Source organism: Candidatus Dormiibacterota bacterium, assembly GCA_035544955.1.
Lineage (GTDB): Bacteria > Chloroflexota > Dormibacteria > CF-121 > CF-121 > CF-13.
This window is the reverse complement of record DASZZN010000012.1, coordinates 179,900-203,000: the sequence shown is the minus strand read 5'-3', so window position 1 is coordinate 203,000 and position 23,101 is coordinate 179,900. Positions and strand designations below refer to the sequence as shown.

Below are 23,101 nucleotides of genomic sequence, written 5' to 3'. Positions count from 1 at the left end.
AGGCCTGGCCCGCGAATCAGTTGCCGAGGTGGGCGAGCACGTCGGAAGTAGCGTGACTCACCAGCCGCACCCGGGCCACAACCTGACCGTAATGCATGCGGGTCGGCCCGATCACCCCGATCGTGCCACGGATCCGATCGGTCATCTTGTACGTGGTCAGCACCAGGCTGCACTCGCGCAGGCCGCTGCTGGTGTTCTCGCGCCCGATAACGATCTCGACGTCCTTCTCGAACGCGACCTGCTGCAGAATGCTCGCCAATTGGGCGCCCTGCTCGAGCAATTCCATGAGCTCTTCCAACCGGCCGACCTCGACGAACTCCGGGTGACGAAGGAGATTGCGCACGCCGTCGTGCAGCACCACCGTCTGTCGCTGCGCCTGGTGGGTCGTGATCGACTCGATCAGCCGCTCGATGATGCGGCGCTGCTCAGCCTTGTCGGCGCCGAGCAGGTCCAAGCGCCCCGAGAGCTCGTCGGCAGTCTGGCCCTTGACCTTGAGGTTCAGCATGGCGGCCATCCGGCTCAGGTCCTCCTGGGAGGTGACACGTTCGAGATGCACCACCTGCTGCTTGATGAGGTTGCCCTCCAGCACGAGGATGATCAGGACCGACTGGGGTTCGAGCGAGACCAGGTCGATGTGCTTGATCCGGGATTCGCTAACCTCGGGAGCTGTGACCAGAGACACGTTCTCGGTAACCAGGGACAGCACCATCGCCGCCTTTTCCAGGATCCCGTCGACACTGCGCGGTGCGCTTTCGAACTCCTGCTTCACCGTCCGCCGGACCGTCGCCGAGGCGGCCTCCGGCTCCATCAAGAAGTCGACGAAATAGCGGTAGCCGCGATCGGTCGGGATCCGGCCGGCCGACGTGTGCGGCTGCTGGAGGTACCCGGTGCCGACCAGGTCGGCCAGCTCGTTGCGGATGGTCGCCGACGAGAGCGCGATGAAGTACTTGGCGGCCAGTACCTGAGAGCCGACCGGCATCCCCGTCACGGTGTAGTCGGAAACGACGGCCTTCAGGATCTGCTGCTTGCGCTCGTCGAGCGGGGTAGGCTCCAGCATGGTTGGCAGTCTCGATCAGCGAGTGCTAACTCGAATTGTACCGGCTATCCTCGGTTCATGCCCACCCCCGTGCGGATCTACTCCGACTACGTCTGACCCTTCTGCTATATCGACTCGGTCGGAGTCGCACGGCTGGAGCGGGAATACGACGTCGAGGTCGAGTGGGTGCCCTTCGAGCTGCACCCCGAGATCCCGCCGGAGGGGCGTCCGCGCAACGAGGTCCTGCCCGCGGCTTACATGGCGAGGGCCCAGGAGGGGGTGAATCGAATGGCCGCCGCGGTGGGCCTGCACCTCAGCTTGCACGAGCGACTGATCAACTCCCGTCCCACCCTGCAGGCCGCCGAATTCGCGCGGGAGCAGGGCCGGTTTGCCGCTATGCACCACGAGTTGCTCAAGGCGTACTGGGATGATGGTCGAGACGTCTCCGACATGGCTGTTCTGAAGGACGTCGCGGCGCGCGCCGGCGTCGATTTCGCGGGGATGGAGGCCGCCGTCCAAGAGAATCGATTCGGCGACTACCTCGACGCGCGACGCGCCGAGGCAGAGCAGCTCGGGATCAACGGCATCCCGGCCCATGTCATCGCCGGCCGCTATCTCATCATGGGCGCGCAGCCCTACGAGCTATTCGAGCGAGTGATGGCGAAGGTCGAAGTCCCGCGGCGCGATACAGGCAAAGCTCGCTCCTAACCCGAGTTGGTCCGTCCGATGTAGTCGCCGAGCAGGCGGTTGAGGTCCGGGAGCCCCGGTCGCAGGCCATACCGCTTTTCCGCGCCGATGCTGAGACGAATCAGCCCGGCCGTTCGCAGCACCGCAAGGTGGCCGTGAAGCGTGGATTTGGATAGGCCAAGAGCCTGAACGAGCTCGGCCAGGCGCCGGTCCCCGGCCGCCAGCTCGCGCAGGAGTCGCAGCCGGGTCTCATCGCCCAGCGCCCGGTACATGAGGACCAGATCTCGGTCGGGCTCTCCGGCGGCCGCGGCGCCCGCGCCCGCAGCGCGATAGCAAATCACTTTGGTGCTGTCCCAATCCGAGATCGTGATCCACGGGCGGGTCACGATCGATGGAACCAGGAGTACATGGTCGATGCCGGCTTCGCCTTCGTACGTGATCCCGCCCGTCGCAAAATCCACCAGCTGATTCGGGGACATCCGGCGTGCGACCCTGGTCTTGGCGGTGACGTCGGCGGCGAGCGCGTCGGCGTTGTCACCCATCGGTTTGAAAACCTCCCGGTACCATCTGGTGACCACCTCGATGGCCAGCCGCTTGACCTCCAAGGCGCCCATCCCGAGGAGGGCCCTGATGGTCTTCGCGTCACTCCCGTGGTCGCGAGCGGCCAATGCGACACTGGCCCTGGCCTGACCCGCGAGCGCCGCCTTGACCAGCGTCTGTCCCTCGGTCGTCCGCAGCGCCGGTAGGCGGCCACCGATCAGGGCGATCAGGACTTCGAGCGGGCGTGTGGCGCGGAGATGCATCAGCAGGCGCTCGACGTCATGGGCACCGCCCGCCTCGTGGACCATCCCCAGGAGAAGAAACCATCGTGGTCCGTCGGTGCCCATGAGCTTTTTCAGCGCGGTCCGTAGTTCGGGCGACGCCGCCGCCCGTGCCCGCGCGAACCATGCCTTGCCGACCTCATACGACTCCTGCGGCTCATCGCCGGTAAACATGGAGAGGCCCAGGAGCGCCTCGTAGCCCGTCCCCGATTCGAGAGCGGCCGCGAAAGGAGGCGGCGCGCTGACCGTCTGCCGCAAGCGTGGATTGGCCATCTATTCGGTGGTCATGATACGCTGCGTTCGGTGAAAACCGAACATGGCGAGTAAGCCGAAGCCCCGGGAATCGGGCGGGCGGCGGGGCGCCTTGCGGCACCGCGACTTTCGTCTCTTCTGGGCGGCACGGGCCATCAGCGTCGCGGGCGACCGCATATCGTTACTCGCCCTTCCCACCGTCGCGATCCTGCTCCTCGGTGCGTCATCCGCAGAGGTCGGTCTCCTCAACGCGATCGGGACGCTCGCCTGGCCCGCTCTCGCATTGTTTGCGGGGGTCTGGGTGGATCGGATTCGGCGGCGTCGTATCCTGGTGGTCACGGACCTCGGCCGGGCGGTCCTGGTCGGCTCCATCCCGGTGGCCTTCGCACTGGGTCACCTTACCTTCCCCCAGTTGCTCGTGGTCGCCGGCCTGGTAGGCGGTATGACCGTCTTCTTCGACCTCGCAGCCACCGCCCACGTCCCTTCGCTGGTGCCTCGCGCGGACTGGGCGGACGCGAACGCGAAGCTCGAGGTGGCGCAGCAGGCCGTCGCGACTGGAGCGCCAGGCCTGGCGGGACTGCTCATCACACTGCTGTCGGCGCCATTCGCGATCGCCCTCGATTCGGTTTCCTTCCTCGCCTCCGGTCTGCTGATCAGCGCAACCCATCCCGGCGCGCCCCAACTGCCTGTTGAGCGGCGGCGCAGCCTGGCCGCGGAAGCGGCGGAGGGCGTCCGATTTCTTCTGCGAGATCCGGCCCTGGTCCGGATCACGATCGGCGCGGCCGTCTCGAATGTGGGCCTCATGATGGGTCTCGCGCTGCAGCTCATCTTCTTGTACCGGGTGATGCACCTCTCCGCGGCCGTCGTCGGCGCCTGCTTTGCGATCGGCAGCCTTGCCAGCCTGGTGGGCGCGGTCTACAACCGTCGAATCATGAATCGACTTGGCATCTACCGCACCCTCGTGCTGTCGACGTTCAGCGAGGGCACCGCCTACATCCTCATCCCCGCCGGAACCGTCTTGCCGGTGATCCCTCTCTTGCTTGGCACGCTGATCCTCAGCGGTTTTTTCAACACCACGTGGAACGTCAGCGTCACCACCTTCCGGCAGACCCGGATCGCCCCTCAATTGATGGGACGCGTCGGTGCGGCCGGGCGCGTGATTGGTTACGGGGCGCTACCCGTTGGTTCGCTCCTCGGAGGTCTCCTGGGACAGGCCCTTTCGGCACGGCTCGGCGAGCGAACCGGTTTGGCGATCGCACTGGTGATCGCGGCCATAGTTGCGGGAAGCTCAGCTCTGGCCCTGCTGGGCACCTGTAGCTTCGAGCCTCAGGACAGAAACGCCGCCCCGACCTGATTGGCCAACTCGACACCACGATGGGTCAGGCGAACCTGGCCAGCATCGTCGACAATCAGGCCGGCCGAAACGAGCTCGCGTCGTTGTTCGGGGAAATCATGGGCCGAACCGGTTCCCTCCAGGAGTCGCACCCCGATCATGGCGGCCTCGCCGCGCGCGCGCTCCGGTGACAACGTCTCGTTGCCATGGAGCGCATGGCCGCCGCCTGACGCCTGCTTGATGTACGCGTGCGGCCCTTTCAGGTTCCATCGCCGCTCGGTGCTTCCGTCATCCAGCCGGAACATCGAATGCGCCCCGGCACCGCAGCCGAGGTAGGGCTGATAGTTCCAGGCAGCCAGGTTGTGGCGGCACGCAAATCCAGCTCGTGCCCAGTTCGAGATCTCGTAATGCGCGTAGCCAGCGGCCTCCAGCCGTGACGCCGCAGCCCAGTACTGTTCGAGCTGATCATCCGCACCGGGCATTTGGACGAGACCGGTCCTCACCTCCTGGCCGAGCCGTGTTCCCGACTCAACCGTCAGCTCATACGCCGAGAGATGCTGGATGCCTTCGGCGAGCACCGACTCCAGCGTGTCAAGCCATGCGACGAGGTTCACGCCGGGAACCCCGAAGAGCAGATCCGCACTGACATTCGCGAACCCACCGGCGCGCGCCGTGCCGATCGCCGCGATCGCGTCCAGCCCTGAATGAAGCCGTTCCAGGAAGCGCAGCGCGTCCGGCTGCAGACTCTGCACGCCGAGGCTGAGCCGATTGACACCGGCCGTGAGCCAGCCCTCGACGTGGTCGGCGGTGACATTGCTCGGGTTGGCTTCGAGCGTCACCTCCGCCCCGGGCGCAAGGCCGATCGCCTGAATACGGTCCATCAGCTGTCGCAGCTGGGCACTCGTCAGCAAGCTCGGCGTGCCGCCACCGATGAACACCGTCTCGAGCGGACCGATGGGATGCTCGCCACCGGCCACCTCGATTTCCCGGCTGAGCGCGTCGACATATGGAGGAATGAGGCCCTCGAGGACCGCGTAGGCATTGAAGTCGCAGTACTTGCAGACCCAGGTGCAGAAGGGCACGTGCAGGTAGAGGCTGTGGATGCGTTCCATCAGTCCAGGCTCAGTACGGCCATGAAGGCCTCCTGCGGGATCTCGACGTTGCCCACGCGCTTCAGTCGCTTCTTCCCTTCCTTCTGCTTCTCGAGCAGCTTGCGCTTGCGGGTGACGTCGCCGCCGTAGCACTTGGCCGTGACGTCTTTACGCATCGCCGGCACGGTCTCGCGCGCGACAATTTTGCCGCCAATCGCGGCCTGGATCGGGACTTCGAACAGTTGGCGTGGAATCAGGGTCTTGAGCTTCTCCGCCAGGCGGCGCCCCTGCGCCTGCGCCTTGCTGCGGTCGACGATCATCGAAAGCGCATCGACCGGCGAGCCGGCGACGAGCACGTCGAGCTTGACGAGATTCGCCTCCTCGAAGCCGACCAGCTCGTAGTTGAGCGAGGCGTACCCCTTGCTGCGCGACTTCAGCTGGTCGTAGTAGTCGTGGATGATCTCCGCCAGCGGCATCCGGTAGGTGATGACCACCCGGTCCCCTGGCTCGTACTGCATGTTGAGGAACTGGCCGCGCCGCTCCTGGCTGAGCTCCATCATGTTGCCGACGTAGGTGCTCGGCACGACGATGGTCGCCAGCACCATCGGCTCGCTGATCGCCTCGATCTGGCCAGGATCGGGCAGATGATCCGGATTGTCGACCGGGATTTCTTCGCCGCTGCGAAGCCTCACTCGGTACTCGACGGTGGGGGCGGTGCCGAGTAGCGTGAGGTTGAACTCACGCTCGAGACGCTCCTGCACGATCTCCATGTGCAGCAGCCCGAGAAAGCCACAGCGGAAACCAAAGCCGAGTGCCGCCGATGACTCTGGCTCGTAGACCAGCGCGGCGTCGTTGAGCTGGAGCTTCTCGAGCGCCTCCTTGAGCTGCTCGTACTGTTCCGTATCTGTGGGGAAGAGACCGGCGAAGACCATCGGCGTGACATGTCGGTAACCCGGAAGCGGCGCCGCCGCCGGCCGGGCCTCATCGGTGACCGTGTCACCCACCCGTGAGTCGCGGACATTCCGGATGTTCGCGATCAGGTAGCCGACTTCGCCGGCAGACAGATCGTCGACCGGCTCGCGTTCGGGGCGGAAGATGCCGACCTCGTCGACCTCGAAGGATTTCCCGGTCTGCATCATCTGAATGCGCATGCCAGGGCGCAGCGTCCCCTCCAGGACACGGATGTAGGTGACGACCCCTCGGTAGGCGTCGAACTTCGCGTCGAAAATCAGGGCCTGCAGCGGCGCGTTCGAGTCGCCGGTCGGCGGTGGGACCTCACGCACGACCGCCTCGAGGATTTCCTTGGTTCCGATCCCCTGGCGCGCGCTGGCGAAGATGACCGATTCGGCCGGCAGCCCGATCACCTTCTGGATCTCTTCGCGGACCAGCTCCGGGTTCCCCTGCGGAAGGTCGATCTTGTTGACCACCGGGATGATCTTCAGGTTGTGGTCGAGGGCCTGGTGCACGTTCGCCAGCGTCTGCGCCTCGATCCCTTGCGAGGCATCGACCACCAGGATCGCGCCATCGCAGGCGGCCAGAGCGCGCGAGACCTCGTACGAGAAGTCGACGTGGCCTGGCGTATCGATCAGGTTGATCTGGTAGGTGTTGCCGTCGTCAGCCTTGTAGAGCATGCGGACCGCCTGCGCCTTGATCGTGATCCCGCGCTCGCGCTCTAGATCCAACTGATCGAGGACCTGCTCGACCATGTCGCGGGGCGCGACGGTCCCCGTGTACTCGAGTAGGCGGTCGGACAGCGTCGTCTTGCCGTGATCGACGTGCGCGATCACGGAGATCGCGCGGGTCAGGTGGGTCGGAGTGGACACCCACGGAGTTTATCGGGCACTCGGGATTTATCCCCATCCCCTCGATGTCCGAGAGAAGGGCATGGTGGGGGCCCCCCGCTAGCTGCGGGAGGCCCTGGAGGCGCTGGGAAGGTTCTGGGCGATGCTACCGAGCTCCCGGCGGCCACCGGCTTTCACCCGGTGCGCCAGGACCATCTCCGCCACCTCGTTGACCTCCGGGACACCGACTTCGGGGACCCCGCGGTAGGCGGCCAGCGCCTGGGACGCCTTGCGCCCCACCAGATCGGCACGATGCCCGTCCACCTGCAGGCTGACGTTGAGCTCGGCGAGCGCGCGAAGGATCCCAGGCGGCATGGCGACATGTGGAAAGCGGACGATCGCCTCGGCGATCCGCGTCCCGATGTCGGCATCCTGCTCGGCGAAGCGCTGGCTGAATTCGGCCGGGTGTGATTCCCATTCCTCCCGACGCTCGACGATCTGAACCCGTTGCCCGATGTCCTTGATGCCTTCGACATCGACCGTCAGGCCGAATCGGTCGAGCAACTGCGGGCGAAGGTCGCCTTCTTCGGGGTTCATCGTGCCGACCAGGATGAAGCGCGCCGGATGCCAGATCGAAATCCCTTCGCGCTCCACCACGTTCACACCCATGGCCGCGGCATCGAGCAGCACATCGACCAGATGGTCGTCGAGCAGGTTCACTTCATCGACATACAGAATGTTGCGGTTCGCCTCGGCCAGGACGCCCGGCTCGAAGCGGCGCTCGCCGCTCTTGATCGCCGCCTCGATATCGATCGCCCCAACCACCCGGTCCTCCGAGGCATTGATCGGAAGCTCGACGACGCGCATGCGGCGTCGGGCGCGCGGCAACACCTCGCCGCGGGCCAACCGATCCTGGCAATCCGAGCAGAGTGACTCGGTCGCGTCCGGGTCGCAGCGGTAGAGGCAGTCCGCCACGACGTTGAGTTCGGGGAGCAAGCGGGCGAGCGCCCGCACGGCCGTTGACTTGCCCGTGCCTTTCTCGCCCCGGATCAACACGCCGCCGATCGCAGGATGGATCGCATTCAGGACAAGCGCGAGCTTCATCTTGTCCTGCCCGACGATCGCGCTGAAAGGGTAAACGAATCGTTCCATCAGGCTGAACCCGTCCTAAGCATCTCACGCTGGACACTGTCGACGATCGAACTTTGCGAGAGATCGAACAGGCCGTAGTACCGGCCGCCGAGGCGCTCGGCCAGGTCGCCGCACACATTGAAGGCATAGGCGCCGTAGAGGCTCGTCACCCGGTTTCGCGGATAACCCGGCTGGCTGCCGAAGTCGCGGGTCGAGTCGATCACCATCGCCCGAACACCTTCCTGCTTGATCTGGCCGGCCATGCGCTGCGCTTCGAGCAGCGGCTCTTCGCCGAAGAGACTGATGTTGCCCCGTCCGTCGCTGATGAGCACCAGCAGCGGATAGACGTGGGGATCTCGCAGCCGCTCCGTTTTGATCAATTTCAAGCCGGTCATCAATCCGTGGGTGAGCGGCGTGGTCCCCCCGATGCTGAGCCGTTCCAGCCGGCGCTCGGCAAGGTCCACGCTAGAGGTTGGACGCAAGACGACGCGTGCGTTGCGGCCACTGAAGGCGACGAGCGCCACCTTGTCGCGACGGACGTAAGCATGCCGGAGCAGTGAGAGGATGGCCCCCTTGGTGGCGAGCATCCGTTGCTCGGCATCCATCGATGCAGACGCGTCGACCACGAAGACGATCAGATTTCCGGTTTTGCGCTCGCGAACTTTCTGACGAAGATCCTGGGTCTCCAGCTGGAGCTGGTTGGCGGCATCCGGCGCGGCCTGCCGGCGGCTGAGCTGGTGGGGCGCGGCGGCGCGGACCGTCGCATCGAACGCGACATCCGTGACCTTCTCCGCCTGCGAGCTGCGCACATACCGGCCGCGCTTCGTCTCGCTTTTCGTCGAGGTCCGCTTGCCGGCCGCGCGACGCGCCTGGCGCTCGCGGGGCAGGTCCAACTTCTTGACGGCAAAGGTCCGCAGCTGAATGACCGCGTCTGCGTCGGGATCCATCGACTCGTTGCTGGGAGACTCGCGTGATTCCGAAGTCGTCCAGCCTTCGTTGGACTCGCCGCCGGATGCGCCTTCCTGCTGCGTCACGTCGGAGCGCACGGCCTGGGTTGTCTCGGTAGGGGCAGCGGCCTGGATCTGCACCAGCTGTTCGGCGGCACGCGAGGCGAGTTCCTGCACCTGGAGTTGCTTGTCGGTCAAGGGCTCACGCCGGCGATGGGCAAGCGCGAGCTCGAGCGCTTCGAGCACGTCGGGCAGTTCGACAACCGGTGCGCCGCGCAGCGCACAGATTGCCCGAGCGGTGCGTGCCACGACCAGGTCGGCCCGGTGCCCGGCCACCGAACCGTCGAGGCATAGCCGGGCGATCAGCGTGCGGATCGCATCCGGGAGCGAGACGCCTGCGAGACGGCCGGTTGCCTCCTGAAGCAGGTCGCGCAGCGTGGCCTCCCGTTCCGCCGCCGCTTTGTGAACGGACTGCGGGCTCTGCAGGAAATCGCGCTCGAGCTCCATGACGCGCAGCCGCTGGTCGATGTCGGTCAGGGTGATGACATCGACGCACAACCCGAACCGGTCCAAAAGTTGCGGTCGCAGCTCTCCCTCTTCGGGGTTCATGGTGCCGACCAGGATGAAATGGGAGGGGTGAACCACTGACATCCCCTCGCGCTCAACAACGTTGATGCCCATCGCCGCGGCGTCGAGCAGGACGTCCACGAGGTGGTCGTCGAGGAGGTTGACCTCATCGACATAGAGAAGGTTGCGATTCGCTTCCGCCAGTACGCCGGGCTGGAATCGGCGCATCCCTGCCCTGACCGCCGCCTCGATGTCGATCGACCCGACGAGCCGGTCTTCCGAGGCATTGATGGGGAGGTCGATGATCCGCATCGGCAGCCGCGCGACAGGCAGCGGCCCCGCCTGGGCGCGGCGCCGGCAGTCATCGCAGTAGTGCGACGGAGTTGCCGGGTCACATCGATAAGGACATCCCTCGACCGCGTCGTAGTCGGGCAGCAGGCGGGCCAGCGCTCTTGCCGCGGATGACTTCGCCGTACCCCGGTCGCCGCGAATCAGCACCCCGCCGATCGCCGGATCGACTGCGTTAAGCATCAGGGCACGCTTCATCTGCTCCTGACCGACGATCGCGGAAAACGGCAAAGTCAATTCAAAGGGCACAACGTGAGTCTAGCCAGACGCCGTTCGGTGGAAACACCGGTCAGTGTGGACGACAGCTTTAAGTTCGCCGGTCGAAACCGTTACCTGTGACGCCACGCCTGGGCGCCGTCACCGATTAATTGAACTTCCGCAGGAACATGAGGGCAAGCTGATTCATCAAATTCTCAAGAACAAGATGTCTACGCGAACAGCGAACGTGGCAATCCACGCCACTCCGGGCGCTGCCAGCGTCAGACCCGAGGAGCAGTACTCAGCAAAAGCTGGCAATCCCTCTCAAAACAAAAAGCCCCCCGATGGGGGCTTCTTTGCGCTTTGGCCACCAAAGCAGGGACCAGTGGCCTATTTATACAAATAGCAAGAGTGAACAAGTCAATGTTATACAGCGGGTGAAGTATGGGATTTGAACCCATGATCAAGGATTACTGGTCCCCTGCTTTAGGCCAGGCTAAGCTAACTTCACCACGCTGGAACACGATTATAGACTCCTGGATGCCTTAGGAAATCAGCCCCTCGTGGGTGAGACATTACGAAACCACTAGGCCTAGTGTTAGTACCTTGTTGATAAACCAACATGCAGGGCTTAGAATGCGAACATGGAGAAGATATCCAAGAAAGCCAGCGCGATCCAGTCGGAGCAATCGGCTTTGGCTTCTGCTAACGAGCAGGACTTAATCGGCCGGGCCCGAGCAGACGAGGAGCAGCTCGGTCAAAGAATGCGGGAACTCGAACTCGAGCTCACGGCTGTGGAGGAGCGGCTTTCCAAAATCAGAGCCTTTATCGAGCTGTTCAGTCAGTATGCGCGACCAGCGGACGCGAGCCAGCCTCCGCCTAAAGACCTGGCAAACATGACAATTGCGGATGCTTCAGCAGCGATTCTTAGATCGCTCGGAGGAGAGGCGCGGCTGACCGAGCTCATCAAAACCCTCCGCCGGGCGGGCAAGCTTCCAACAAATAGCCGTGGAGCGTATGCGACGCTTGTTCAGACGCTGAAGCGGTATCCGAAGCGGTTTGAAAGGGAACGCGCCGGTGTTTGGAAATTGGTTGAAGATGTGGAAGTCACAGCCGATAGTTCGCGAGAGGGCCAATACACGCTGCGTTTTCCCGGCGGTGCCTCGGTTGTTGTTGGCGGTGATCCTTCGAGGCTACGTCTGGCAAACATCTGGCAGCAGCTTGCGAACTCAATAGTGCTCAGAGACCCAGACTTCCTGAAGTCTTCCCGACACGGTCCGTCGTTAGTTTGGACTGATCCGTCCACGGTTAGGTTTTCGGACACTCCGCGGGCACCTGAGGCTGCGCCCAACCCAGTTGAGGAGCCGGCCGGTCCTGCGAAGGGACAAGGCTCGGCCGAGAATCCACAAGACGCCGAGGCCTAGGGGAGTCAGGCTGGAACACCACGAGGATGGCGTCAAAGGAATCGAGTCCCGAAGAGCTAGAGCGGACACGGGATGCCCGCGTAAGCAAACGCCGTCTCGACAAACAGGAAAGTTATCTCAGCCTGCTGCAGCTTGCAGCGAGGTTGCGACAAGATAACGAATTCGCCGCAGACCCCGGACTTCGGCAAGCGCTGGACCGTGGTGAAGGCGAGCGCCAAACCCTGGCTCAGCAGGTCGGAGGCCGAATTGTTCCCCGACGAAGGCCTACCGCGCAGCAAACTACCACGACTTGCACCGTCTTTGTCGATGAGTGCGGATCTCATTCGCTTGCGGCGAACGATAGCTTTGGAGCATTCGTTTTAGCAGCCGTCCTCATTCGAGACGCTGACCACCTGACGGTATCAAGAGAGTGGCGCCGGTGGAAGAGGAACACCTTTGGGTCGAGCAAGATCATTGTTCATGAGCCGGATTTCCGACAAGGCCTCGGCCCATTCGGAGGCTCCATTGCCAAACGCCAACAATTGAAGGAGTCACTCGATCGAATCATCGATCAACTGCCATTTGCAGCAGTTGCTTGTGTGATTAACCGAGCCGACTACAGAAAGTGGCTGGGCGACTTCAAGTCTCCTGACATTAGCCTTCCGGCACATCCGTATTTGATGAGCCTCGATTTCTTAATGGAACGTTTACTAATGGTTCTCGAAAACGACTTTGGCGGAGCTCGCGCGTCGGTCGTTGTTGAAGCTCGTGGACCAAAGGAGGATGCGGCCCTTCAGTATGAATTTGCGCGCCTCCACCTCGACGGCACTACATACATCGCGCCTACCTGGTTTCGACAAAGACTGCCGCCGGGAATGCTGTTTCGCACCAAGAAAGACACGCTGACAGGATTGGAGCTTGCCGACTTGCTTGCACGACCCTGCGGGGAAAAGGTCTTGAATCCCACTTCGACACCCGACCGATGGCCTGTATTCAGAACGAAACTTTGCCTGGGGCAGGAAACCAAGCACTCGATTCTTGGTTTGAAAATTCTTCCCTGGGACGACCGTTACAAAGAGATCTGGAAAAGCTGAAGAGGCAGCTTTCGCCACCTCTTCCGCCGACTGGGTAGGTCGACCCAGCCCATTGCTAGGTGAGTATAGGGGCGGTCAGGCGGAATTGTCAAATAGTTGGTATGCTTATTGGTTTGCCTTTGTAGCAGGGTCGTTACGAGAAACCGCTCGCCGGGTCCGTGGCGCATCCTAGCGCAACCGTGACGAAGTTGCAGGGCGACTGTGGATCGTGCGTTCCTGAGGCGCAATTAGTGCGGTGCCGGTCGCAAGAAGGTGGGACCAAACTTCGGCTGGGCCTGATACGGCGCAGAAGCTACTCCGCCCCTGAAACGCATCGCTCACGCTATAGGTCCAGTTCCTTAGCGATGATCTCGCGCATGATCTCGTTCGTGCCTGCGCCGATCGGGCCGAGTCGAGCATCGCGCCAGGCACGCTGGATCGGATACTCCATCATGTAGCCGTATCCACCGTGGATCTGCAGCGCGCGGTCGGCAACCTTCACGTCGGCCTCCGTCGCGGCGATCTTCGCCATTGAGACCTCCTTCACGCAGGGCATTTTCTGCGAATGGAGCCAGAGCGCGTAGTAGGTCAGCTGGCGCGCCTGCTCGATCATCAGCGCCATGTCGGCGATCTCGTGCCGAATCACCTGCATCGAGGTGAGCGTTTTGCCAAACTGCGTCCGGTTCGCCGCGTACTCGACGGCCAGCTCGAGACTTCGCTGGGCAGAAGCCACCGCGCCAATCGCGATCCACAGCCGCTCCCACTGAAAATTCCCGACCGCCTGATAGAACCCGCCGTTCTCCTCCCCGAGCCGGTTCTCGACCGGCACGCGGCAGTCCTGGAAGACGAGCTCCGCCGTGTCCGACGCACGCCAGCCCAGCTTGTTCAGCTTGCGTCCGACGCTGAAGCCGGGCGTCCCGCGCTCGACGACGAGAACCGATAACCCCTGGTGGCCACCCTCCGGCTTCGTCCGGACCAGGATGACGACCAGGTCGGCGCTGACACCGTTGGTGATGAACATCTTGGTGCCGGTGACGATGTAGGCATCAGCGTCACGGCGGGCGATGGTCTGCACATGCGCGATGTCCGAGCCGCCCGATGGCTCCGTCACGCCGAGCGCGACGATCTTCTCGCCTTTGATCGCGGGAGGCAACCAGAGCTGGCGCTGAGCGTCGTTGCCGAATTCATTGATCGGCGGCGTCGCAATCGCCACATGAGCCCCGATCCCAGCCGCCACCCCTCCCGAGCCGCAGCGGGCGAGCTCCTCGAACAGAATCGCTTCGTAGGCGACGCCGGCGTTCGTTCCGCCGTATTGCTCCGGATACTTCAGGCCCAGAAGGTCCAGCGCGCCGAATCGCGTGAACAATTCGCGCGGGAATTGCTGGGCTTCTTCCCATTCATCGACGTGAGGACGGACCTCCTTATCGATGAAGCGGCGGACGGTGCCTCGGAACTCCTCGTGCTCCGGCGCGAAGAGGTGCGAACGCGGCACGCCTAGCTTTGCCAGTAGTGAACGAACTCCGGGTACTGGTCGACGGTCGCGTTCGCCAGCTCGTCTGGCATCCGCACGAACATGCCGCGCGCCTCGGCCAGCACCGTGCCGTCTATCAACTCGACCGCGCCGATGGCGGCAACGGCGCCGGCTCGCTCTCGCGCGATCTCCCCCCAGACTCGCAGCGGCTGGTCGATCGGGGCCGGCCGCCGAAAGCGGATGTCGATCTTGCCTGTCATCAGCCATTCGCGGCGAAGCGCACCGGTGCGACTCATCGTTTCATCGAGCATCGTGGCCAGGATCCCGCCGTGAAGCACGCCCGGGAATCCCTGGTACCGCTCAGACGGCAGGTAGTCCGCGATGATGCGCTCGCCCTCACGCCGAAAGGTCAGTTTGAGCCCCGATTCGTTGCGGCGGCCGCAGGCGAAGCAGCGCTGGTATGTGGTTTCATCATTGAGTTTGTCGGGGTCTTGCACGCCGCGACCAGTTTATCAGCCGATCTGGGAGAAACCTGCGCGTGGACCGACGCACGGAAGCGATTGCACAGCTGCTAGAAACCGCACTCGCGGAACGCTTCGACACGCCGGTTAGCGAATTGCTCCAGGCGATGCCCATCCCGCTCGCCGTCATCGAGGCCGGCGATCTTCGGGCGCTCGCGCTCAATGAGTTGATGGCGCGCGTGTTGCAACGAGCGGATGCGGCCGGTCTCACCATCTCCTCCCTGTTGCCGCCCGCACATCCACTGTCCGACCCTCGTCCCTTTCGCTCCGTCGCCACCAGCGGTCGAGCGTTCGCGGCCGCGGTGATCATCGACGGCCAGACCTGGGAGTGGTTCATCCGTCCCCTCAAGGGCCGGGGCCGTGCCGTCGAATACTTTCTGACGGGTCTGGTCGCGAGCCCGGCCACCTCGCTCGACACCGACGTGGCGCGTCTTCGCGAGACCAACGCCGCCAAGACCGAGTTCCTGAACATGGCCGCGCACGAATTGCGGACCCCGCTGGGCGTGATCCTGGGCTACGGCTCGCTGCTGGCCCAGGGCGGGCTGAGTCCCGAGCACCAGAAGCTGGCCGGCGCGCGCATTTACGAGAAGGCGTGCCAGCTCAGCCGCCTGATCATGGATATGAGCCTGGTCGGCCGCTTCGACGAGCTTGGGCCCTCGATGCCGCGAGAGCCGATCGACCTGGTCGGGCTGCTGGAACCCATCGTCAAAGATCAGCAGCGCCGCTCTGCGGACCTGGCAATCGACTTCAGCTTCGACGTCCCCCTCGCGTTCGTCACCGGCAACCCCTACTGGCTGCACCTGGCCCTGCGCGAGCTGCTGGACAATGCCGTCCGGTTCCGGCCCGGCCCCAGTGGCCGGATCGACGTCGGCCTGACCGAGAGTGACGGCACCTGGCGCGTCAGCGTCCTCGACGACGGCTTTGGGATCGAGCTGGAGACTCAAGGTCAGCTCTTCAAACGCTTTGCCAGGATCGAGACCGACGCCAATCGCCACCTGGTCGGAATGGGGATCGGCCTCTACCTGGTGCGGGAGGTGGCCCTCGCGCACGGTGGGCGGGCGCTAGTGGACAGCCGTCCCGGAGCGGGAAGTGAGTTCACGCTCGAATTGCCTAGGCTGGACCAGAAAGGTGATAGCGGACAGGCGTGACAACCGTAAAGGCCGCGATCTATAGTTGAGGCGTCCGTAAGGACTGCCCCCAATGCTGAAAGTGCTCGCGCTGCTGGCCTTCGGCTATCTCCTCGGCTCCGTTCCTTCTGGCTGGCTGGTGATGAAGGTCTATCGTAACCAGGACCTTCGCAAGCTCGGCAGCGGCAACATCGGGGCCGCCAACGTCTTTCGCGCCGGCGGTCCGGGCGCCTTTACCCTGACCCTCATCGCTGACGGGCTGAAGGGCTTCATCCCGGTCATGATCGGGATCGCGCTTGGCCTGGGGGACAACGAGATCGCGCTGGCGGCGATCGGGCTGGCGGCGGTGATCGGGCACAACTGGCCCCTGTACCTGCGCTTCAAGGGTGGTAAGGGCGTCGCGACGTCCGGCGGTGTGCTGCTGGCGCTCGCCCCGGTGGCGCTCGTGCTCGCGCTTACGACCTGGTTCCTGATCATCCGCCTCACCAAGGTGGCGTCGGTCGCCTCCTTGAGCGCGGTGGCCGTGGGCTTCGTCAGCTTGATCGTGCTTCACCTGATCGGCTGGCAGGCATGGCGGCCAGTCGGCTGGTCGGTGATCATCCTCGGGGTCACCCTCGCTGGCCTGGTGCTGATCCGGCACCGGACCAACATCGAGCGGCTCGCGCATGGCCGAGAGTTGAAGATCACGGCACACTGATGCCCGAGCGTCCGGCGGCGGCGCCGCCACTTCGCTTCCTCTTCTTCGGCGCCGGGGCGGTGGGCTCCCTGCTTGGCGCTCGCCTGGCCCAAGCCGGCAGTGAGGTCACACTGGTGGGGCGGGCCTCGCACGTCGAAGCCGTCACGCGCGACGGGGTGCGCATGGTCTCGGCGGGTAAGGTCAGCAGCCAATCGGTCCGGTCAGCGCGACCGACCATCGCGGAGGCCGTCGGCCCATTCGACTATGTCTTTCTTACCGTCAAGGGCTACGACACGCTGGACGCGATCGACCAACTGCAACTGGTGCTACGCCCGGGCACGATCCTCGGCAGCTTTCAAAATGGCGTGGGCAACGAGGAAGCGATCGCCGCGGCGCTGCCGGAGCAGGCGCTGTTGGCCGGAAGCCTGACGGTGCCGGTCAGCCTGGATGAGCCGGGCACGATCCAGTTGCACTCGCGGCGCGGCGGATTGGCGCTCGCTCCGGTCTCACCTGAAGTCAATGTCGGCCCGCTCGTCCGCAAGCTGCGCGATTCCGGCTTCAAGGCCCGACGCTACACCGACTTTCGCGCGATGAAGTGGTCAAAGCTCCTCTTCAACCTCCTTGGGAATGCCCAGAGCGCCATCCTGGACCTGCCGCCGAGCCACATCTTTTCGGACAGCGAGCTGTTCCGCTACGAGCGCGCGGCGTTCCGCGAGGCTACCGCCGTCATGGACCGCATGCGCGTCGCCGTCGTCGCGCTCCCCGGCTTGCCGGCGCCCACGCTGCGGCGCGCGATGAGCCTGCCGGCACTGCTGGCCCAGATGCTGCTCGAACCCCGGCTCGGCGGCGCCCGGGGTAATAAGATGCCCTCCCTGTGGTGGGACCTGAGCCGCGGCAAGGGCAGGACGGAAGCCGCCTTCCTGAATGGCGCGGTCGTCGACGCGGGCGGCCGCTACGATGTGCCCACGCCGGTCAACTCCGTGCTCTGGGCCATCCTGGAGAAGTCGACGAAGGTGCCGTCCGAATGGGAGCGCTATCGCCGGCAACCCGACCGGCTGAAAGCGCTCCTTCGAACGGCGTTAAAGCTCTAGCGTTCGGATCGCGCCTACGTTCGCGCCGCGACCCGCGCGTTCGATGACGGGCGGCCCACAAGGTACAGCGCCAGGTAAACGACCGTGGCCACTATCGCCCCGGCAAAGAAGCTCAGATCGCCTAACTGCGGGGCGTTGGTCGGAACCCAGCCCAGCGGAACCGGCGCCTGCTGGTCCCAGAATGGGACGGTCGCGATGCTGCCGGCCAGCATCGCGACGACGCCTTTCCAGTATCGACGGCGAGGGTCGTAGAACACCGACTCGGGGTACCGGCCGCGATGGAGGACGTAATCGGTGATCACGACCGCGAGGTACGGCGTGATCCAGTAGGTGACCAGCAGCAGGAAGCTTTCGTACTTGCTGCTGGTTCCGACGTTCGCCTGGTAGAGAAGCCCGATGACAAGCCCGACGGCGCCGAACACGCAGGCGGAAATGGCGCGCCGTTTTTCCACCCCCAGTTTGACGCCAAGGGTCAGGAAAGCCATCGCGCCTGAATAGATGTTGAGGACATTGGAGGCAATTGCCCCGAGCGCGATTCCGAGGAGAACCAGGACTTGCAGGATGAAGGGCAACGGGTCGGTGAACTGTTCCGTCGGGTTGCTGCCCGCCGCCGAAAAAGTCGCGATGGCGGCGCCCGCAATCTCCAGGACCGCACACGAGACGAAGATCCCGAGGCCCGCTGCCAGCGCGACCTTCATCGGATCGGATTTCGTCGGCAGATACCGGCTGTAGTCAGAGGCAAATGGGTTCCAGCCGATGGCGTACCCAAAGGCGATGAATACCGCCAGGATGAACGCGGCAGAGGGGCCCCCGAACGGAACCTGCGCGTTCGGATTGAAACCGACACCCGGGTGCGCTTGCACCAGGACGATCACCGTGGCCAGAGCGAAGACGACTCCCAGGTAAGGGAAGATGACCCGTTCGAATTGGTGGATCATGTTGTGCCCGATGAAGGCCACCAGGACCTGCACGATGACGATGATCGTGAAGGCCACCGGAAAGCTTAATGCGGCTTGGTGGTTGTTCAGAATCGCGCTCAAGATCACCAGCGCAAAGGCACCGCTGACGCTGTTGACGATAAACCAGCCAAAGCTGGCGGTAATCCAGCTGAGACCCGCGGGCAGGAAATTGCCTAGGTACCCGAAAGCGGCCCGGCTCTGCACCATCTGCGGGACGCCGAAGCGCGGTCCCATGGTCGAGAGGAGCGCGTGGGTGATCGCGCCCATCAGGCTGCCGAGCGTCACCCCCAGGACGGTGGGCCAGAATCCCCCACCGAACACGGCCATTGGAATAACGCCGACGTAGACCGTGGCGAATTCCATGTTCGGTGACATCCAGGTCCAGAAGAGTTGCAACGGCCTCCCGTGACGCTCGCGCTCGGGGATGTACTCGATGCCTCCCGGCTCGATGGCAGCCACCCTGGAGCCGTATTCGCCTTCACGAACCGGGACTTGCGCGTCGAGGTCGCTGATGGTGGCCACAAGTCTCTCCGCGTTCCGAACCTTACACTTCGCACGTGCCCGATCTGCTCATCAAAAACGCCCGGTTGCCGCGGTCGAAGTCCCTCACCAGCGTGGCCATCGAAGCCGGGCGCATCGCACCAGCGGGCGCCCCGGGCACCCAGCCATCCGCAAGCCAGGTGATCGATGCCGGGGGCGGCCTGCTCACGCCAGCCCTGGTCGAGCCGCACATCCACCTCGACGCCGTGCTCACCGTCGGACAGCCGCGGCACAACCTCAGCGGCTCGCTCTTCGAGGGCATCGCGATCTGGGGCGAGCGGGTCAAGGACCTGACGGTGGACGACGTGAAGGGCCGCGTCGCCCAGGTCCTCCGCTGGCAGGTCGCCAACGGGGTCCTCTTCGTGCGCAGCCACGTCGACGTCTGCGATCCGAAACTCACCGCCCTGCGGGCGCTGCTCGAAGTAAGGGAGGAGTTTGCCGATCAAATCACGATCCAGCTGGTTGCGTTTCCCCAGCAAGGCATCCAGTCCTTTCCCGACGGCGAAGCGCTGATGCGGAAGGCGGTCGAGATGGGCGCGGACGTGGTCGGCGGCATCCCACACTTCGAGCTGACCCGCGAGTACGGTGAGCAGTCCGTGAAGTTCGCCGTGGCGCTCGCTCACGAATTCAACAAGCTGGTCGACATCCATTGCGACGAAACCGACGATGAACACTCGCGGTTCCTCGAGGTGCTCGCGGCCGAGACCATCCGCCTCAGCATGCAAGGGCGCGTCACGGCCAGCCACACGACCGCGATGCATTCCTACAACAACGCATACGCCGGCCGGCTGATCGTCAACGTTCGCCGGGCCGGCTTGCACATGGTGACCAACCCGCTTGACAACGCCGTCCTCCAGGGTCGCTTCGATCACTACCCCATCCGGCGTGGGCACACCCGCGTCAAGGAGATGCTGGCCGCCGGGGTCAATGTCTGTCTTGGCCACGACTCGGTGATGGACCCCTGGTATCCCCTCGGGAAGGCCGATCCCCTCCAGGCGGCCTTTACCCTCGCCCACTACGGACAGATGTCGGGGTACGAGGAGCTGCGGACGCTGATCGACATGATCACGGTGAATGGCGCGCGAACATTGGGACTCCGGGACTATGGTCTCGAGCCGGGGTGTCGCGCGGACCTCGTGTTGTTCGACGCGCCCGGCGAAAGCGACGCGATTCGGCTCCTGGCGCCGCGCCGGCTTGTTATCCGGGGTGGCCGGGTGGTCGCCCGCACCGACCCCGGCGAACACATCGTTGTCTGGAAGGGCCGGGAGGAGCGAGTCGACTTCATGCCCGACAGGAGGGATGGTGATGTTACGACCGGACCCAAGCTATAGAATTCCAACTGGAATTTGGGGGATTCTGGCAGGGAGAGGAGCCACATGAAGAAATCCGCCGTATTTGCACTGACCCTGGTGGCCGCGCTCGGATTGGGGGCATGCGGAAGCTCGAACACCAGTACCGGCACGTCCAGCACTCCGAGCGTCATCAAGGCAGCGTGGATCTACGTCGGCCCCATAACCGACCATGGCTGGACCCAGGCCCACGACGAGGGACGGAAGTACGTCGAGCAGCAGCTTGGCAGTGGGGTGCAAACGACCTACAAAGAGAACGTGCCCGAGGGACCGCAGGTCGCCCAGGTGGTCGAGGACCTGATCCGCGACGGCAACAAAATCATCTTCGGCACCTCGTTCGGCTTCCAGGACGCGCTCTATTCCGAAGCCGTCAAGCACCCGGACGTCAAGTTCGAGCAGGCGACCGGCACCAAGACCGCCACCAACATGGGCGAGTACTTCGGCGCGGCGGAGGATGCCGATTACCTGACCGGCATGGCACTTGGCGCCGCCAGCAAGAAAGGCAAGATCGGCTTCGTTGCTCCGTTCCCGATCCCCGAAGTCATCCGCGAGATCAACGCCATTACGCTCGGGGCACAAACGTCGCACCCAGGTGCGACGGTTCAGGTCGTCTGGACGAACACCTGGTTTGACCCGACCAAGGAGAAGCAGGCGGCCCAGAGCTTGCTCTCGGTGGGCGTCGACGCGATCGGCCAGGGACAGGATAGCCCCGCCACGGGCGACGCCGCAAAAGCCGTTAGCGTCCCCTGGAGCGGCTACGACTCTGACCAGTCCTCCTACGCCCCGGACATCTGGCTGACTGGCACGGTCTACCACTGGGGTCAGTACTACGCCAACCGGGTGAAAGCGGCGATGGCCGGCACCTGGAAGTCGGACAACTATTACGGCAGCCTGTCCGACGGGTTGGTTGGCCTGGCACCCTTTGGAAAATCCGTTCCGTCCTCGACCCAGTCGCAGATCAGCGCGAAAATGGACGCACTGAAGAACGGCAGCTTCTACGAATTCGCGGGTCCGCTGAAGGACCAGACCGGCGCCACGCATGTGCCGGCCGGCACCAAGCTGAGCGTCACCGACCTTTACGCGATGGACTGGTTCGTGCAAGGGGTGATCGGCAGCCCAAAGGGCTCGTAAGCCCTTAACGTCATCACCACTGACATGGTCGCCGCTGGACAAGTTCCGGCGGTGACCATGCGGGGGATCAGCAAGCGATTTCCCGGCGTCATCGCCAACGACCAGATCGACTTCGAAGTCTCACAGGGCGAGATTCACGCCCTGCTGGGCGAGAACGGCGCAGGAAAGTCCACGCTCTCAAACATCCTCACCGGGCTCTACCGGCCCGACGAGGGCGAGATCCAGCTTCACGGTAAGCCGGTAGCGTTTCACTCGCCGCGCGACGCAATCGAGGCCGGCGTTGGGATGGTCCACCAGCATTTCCGGCTGGCGGCCTCCTTCACCGTCGCCGAGAACCTGGTGCTGGGGCATCGCGACGCCGCGGACCGCGGACTCTTGCTGGAGCCTCGCGTGGTGGAAGGTCGCATTGCGGACCTTTCGCAGCGGTACCGGATGCCGGTCAACCCGCGTGCCCGGATCTGGCAGCTGTCGGTTGGTGAGCAGCAGCGGGTCGAGATCCTCAAGGCACTGTACCGCGGAGCCCGCATCCTAATCCTGGACGAGCCGACCTCGCAACTGACTCCCCAGGAGGCCGACGACCTATTCCAGACCCTTCGGTTGATGGCTGGCGAGCAGCGGGCCGTCATCTTCATCTCGCACAAATTGGAGGAAGTCATGGCGGTCTCGAATCGCGTGACGGTCCTTCGCAAAGGGCGGGCGATCGGTACCGTAATGACGAAGGACACGAACACCCGCGAGCTCGCGAGGATGATGGTCGGCCGGGAGGTCGTCTTCACCCAGAAGAAGAAAGGTCCGGCGCAGGCCGAGCGGCAGGTCGCCCTCGAGCTACGCGGCGTCAGCGCTACCGGTGACCTCGGCACGCCCGCGCTCCGTGAGGTCAACCTGACAGTGCACGCCGGTGAGATCGTCGGCATTGCGGGAGTGGCCGGCAATGGGCAGCGCGAGCTCGCCGAGGTGATCACGGGCATGCGGCGCCGGACCGCCGGGAAGGTCATCGTGACCGGCCGGGTGACGCGGGGCGGCGACCCGCTCGAGCCGATCAAGTGGGGCGTCGCCTATGTACCCGATGATCGCCTGGGAACCGGCGTGGCCCCCTCCCTCTCCATCGCCGACAACCTGGTCCTCAAGGCATATCGGCGACCGCCAATCTCGACGCATGGGGTGCTGCATCCAGGCCGGATCCGGGCAAACGCTACAGATCTCATGCAGCGGTTCAATATCGGCGCGTCCACCCCGCACACGCCGGCGCGTCAGCTCTCCGGCGGCAACATCCAGAAGGTCTTGCTCGCCCGCGAGCTCTCCAGCGGCCCACTGGTCCTGGTGGCCAGCTCGCCAACCAGCGGCCTGGACGTCGGCGCCACCGACACCGTGCGCGGTTTGCTAGTGGAGGCGGCCGGGCGGGGTGTCGGCATCCTTCTCATCAGCGAAGACCTCGACGAGATCCTGGCGCTGGCCGATCGGATCGCAGTGCTCTATGACGGGCGCATCACGGGCATCGTCGATCGTCAACACGCCGACGTGGAGCAGCTCGGCCTCATGATGGCGGGGGCGGCATAGCCGTCATGCGA

The 23,101-nt window shown here is 64.3% G+C and carries 19 protein-coding genes and 1 tRNA gene; 10 read left to right on the top strand and 10 right to left on the bottom strand.

Annotated features, from left to right (window positions below; all coding sequences use genetic code 11):
- Positions 1 to 16: 16 nt before the first annotated feature.
- A complete protein-coding gene (hrcA, locus tag VHK65_05010; GenBank protein ID HVS05509.1) occupies positions 17 to 1,057 on the bottom strand; it encodes a heat-inducible transcriptional repressor HrcA in 1,041 nt (346 codons plus the stop codon).
- 108 nt (positions 1,058 to 1,165) lie between these two features.
- On the opposite strand from hrcA, the gene VHK65_05005 reads away from it, so the two are divergent.
- On the top strand, positions 1,166 to 1,744 hold the full coding sequence (locus VHK65_05005) for a DsbA family protein (protein HVS05508.1): 579 nt from the start codon (positions 1,166 to 1,168) through the stop codon (positions 1,742 to 1,744).
- On the opposite strand, the gene VHK65_05000 is transcribed toward VHK65_05005, so the two are convergent.
- Positions 1,741 to 2,817 carry a metalloregulator ArsR/SmtB family transcription factor gene (locus VHK65_05000; GenBank protein ID HVS05507.1) on the bottom strand — a complete coding sequence of 359 codons (1,077 nt, stop codon included), beginning with the start codon at positions 2,815 to 2,817 and terminating at the stop codon, positions 1,741 to 1,743. The genes VHK65_05005 and VHK65_05000 overlap by 4 nt on opposite strands.
- A gap of 43 nt (positions 2,818 to 2,860) precedes the next feature.
- On the opposite strand from VHK65_05000, the gene VHK65_04995 reads away from it, so the two are divergent.
- On the top strand, positions 2,861 to 4,150 hold the full coding sequence (locus tag VHK65_04995) for an MFS transporter (protein HVS05506.1): 1,290 nt from the start codon (positions 2,861 to 2,863) through the stop codon (positions 4,148 to 4,150).
- Here VHK65_04995 and hemW read toward each other — a convergent pair.
- The 5 genes from hemW to VHK65_04970 form a co-directional block, all read right to left on the bottom strand.
- The gene (hemW, locus tag VHK65_04990) at positions 4,123 to 5,241 is read right to left on the bottom strand and encodes a radical SAM family heme chaperone HemW (protein HVS05505.1); all 1,119 of its coding nucleotides are present in this window, start codon (positions 5,239 to 5,241) and stop codon (positions 4,123 to 4,125) included. The genes VHK65_04995 and hemW overlap by 28 nt on opposite strands.
- Positions 5,241 to 7,043, bottom strand: a complete 1,803-nt coding sequence (gene lepA / locus VHK65_04985; GenBank protein ID HVS05504.1) for a translation elongation factor 4 — start codon at positions 7,041 to 7,043, stop codon at positions 5,241 to 5,243. Before lepA ends, hemW begins: the two co-directional genes overlap by 1 nt.
- A gap of 78 nt (positions 7,044 to 7,121) precedes the next feature.
- Positions 7,122 to 8,153, bottom strand: coding sequence for an ATP-binding protein (locus VHK65_04980; GenBank protein HVS05503.1), 1,032 nt, complete (start codon positions 8,151 to 8,153; stop codon positions 7,122 to 7,124).
- Positions 8,153 to 10,243 (bottom strand): magnesium chelatase subunit D family protein, encoded by a 2,091-nt coding sequence (locus VHK65_04975; GenBank protein HVS05502.1) that lies wholly within the window; start codon positions 10,241 to 10,243, stop codon positions 8,153 to 8,155. Before VHK65_04975 ends, VHK65_04980 begins: the two co-directional genes overlap by 1 nt.
- Positions 10,244 to 10,628: 385 nt before the next feature.
- A tRNA-Thr gene (locus VHK65_04970) sits at positions 10,629 to 10,703 on the bottom strand.
- A gap of 133 nt (positions 10,704 to 10,836) precedes the next feature.
- Here VHK65_04970 and VHK65_04965 point away from each other — a divergent pair.
- Positions 10,837 to 11,616 (top strand): hypothetical protein, encoded by a 780-nt coding sequence (locus VHK65_04965; protein ID HVS05501.1) that lies wholly within the window; start codon positions 10,837 to 10,839, stop codon positions 11,614 to 11,616.
- 26 nt (positions 11,617 to 11,642) lie between these two features.
- Positions 11,643 to 12,689 (top strand): DUF3800 domain-containing protein, encoded by a 1,047-nt coding sequence (locus VHK65_04960; GenBank protein ID HVS05500.1) that lies wholly within the window; start codon positions 11,643 to 11,645, stop codon positions 12,687 to 12,689.
- 322 nt (positions 12,690 to 13,011) lie between these two features.
- Here VHK65_04960 and VHK65_04955 read toward each other — a convergent pair whose 3' ends face one another.
- Both VHK65_04955 and VHK65_04950 read right to left on the bottom strand, forming a co-directional pair.
- The gene (locus tag VHK65_04955; protein ID HVS05499.1) at positions 13,012 to 14,160 is read right to left on the bottom strand and encodes an acyl-CoA dehydrogenase family protein; all 1,149 of its coding nucleotides are present in this window, start codon (positions 14,158 to 14,160) and stop codon (positions 13,012 to 13,014) included.
- Between the two features lie 2 nt (positions 14,161 to 14,162).
- Positions 14,163 to 14,636, bottom strand: coding sequence for a PaaI family thioesterase (locus VHK65_04950; GenBank protein HVS05498.1), 474 nt, complete (start codon positions 14,634 to 14,636; stop codon positions 14,163 to 14,165).
- Positions 14,637 to 14,677: 41 nt separating this feature from the next.
- Between VHK65_04950 and VHK65_04945 the strand changes: the two genes are divergently transcribed.
- From VHK65_04945 to VHK65_04935, 3 genes are read left to right on the top strand one after another with little or no spacing between them, the layout of a single operon-like run.
- The gene (locus VHK65_04945; GenBank protein ID HVS05497.1) at positions 14,678 to 15,808 is read left to right on the top strand and encodes a HAMP domain-containing sensor histidine kinase; all 1,131 of its coding nucleotides are present in this window, start codon (positions 14,678 to 14,680) and stop codon (positions 15,806 to 15,808) included.
- Between the two features lie 52 nt (positions 15,809 to 15,860).
- On the top strand, positions 15,861 to 16,484 hold the full coding sequence (gene plsY, locus VHK65_04940; protein ID HVS05496.1) for a glycerol-3-phosphate 1-O-acyltransferase PlsY: 624 nt from the start codon (positions 15,861 to 15,863) through the stop codon (positions 16,482 to 16,484).
- Positions 16,484 to 17,554, top strand: a complete 1,071-nt coding sequence (locus tag VHK65_04935) for a ketopantoate reductase family protein (protein HVS05495.1) — start codon at positions 16,484 to 16,486, stop codon at positions 17,552 to 17,554. The genes plsY and VHK65_04935 overlap by 1 nt, the downstream gene beginning before the upstream one ends.
- A gap of 14 nt (positions 17,555 to 17,568) precedes the next feature.
- Here VHK65_04935 and VHK65_04930 read toward each other — a convergent pair whose 3' ends face one another.
- Positions 17,569 to 19,035: a cytosine permease gene (locus VHK65_04930; GenBank protein ID HVS05494.1), complete on the bottom strand. Its 1,467-nt coding sequence runs from the start codon at positions 19,033 to 19,035 to the stop codon at positions 17,569 to 17,571.
- Between the two features lie 35 nt (positions 19,036 to 19,070).
- Between VHK65_04930 and codA the strand changes: the two genes are divergently transcribed.
- The 3 genes from codA to VHK65_04915 are packed head-to-tail and all read left to right on the top strand — an operon-like array spanning position 19,071 to position 23,090.
- Positions 19,071 to 20,384 carry a cytosine deaminase gene (gene codA, locus VHK65_04925; protein ID HVS05493.1) on the top strand — a complete coding sequence of 438 codons (1,314 nt, stop codon included), beginning with the start codon at positions 19,071 to 19,073 and terminating at the stop codon, positions 20,382 to 20,384.
- Between the two features lie 45 nt (positions 20,385 to 20,429).
- Positions 20,430 to 21,533, top strand: a complete 1,104-nt coding sequence (locus VHK65_04920) for a BMP family ABC transporter substrate-binding protein (protein ID HVS05492.1) — start codon at positions 20,430 to 20,432, stop codon at positions 21,531 to 21,533.
- Between the two features lie 57 nt (positions 21,534 to 21,590).
- Complete coding sequence (locus tag VHK65_04915) at positions 21,591 to 23,090, top strand: ABC transporter ATP-binding protein (GenBank protein HVS05491.1); 1,500 nt, start codon at positions 21,591 to 21,593, stop codon at positions 23,088 to 23,090.
- The last annotated feature ends 11 nt before the right edge of the window (positions 23,091 to 23,101 follow it).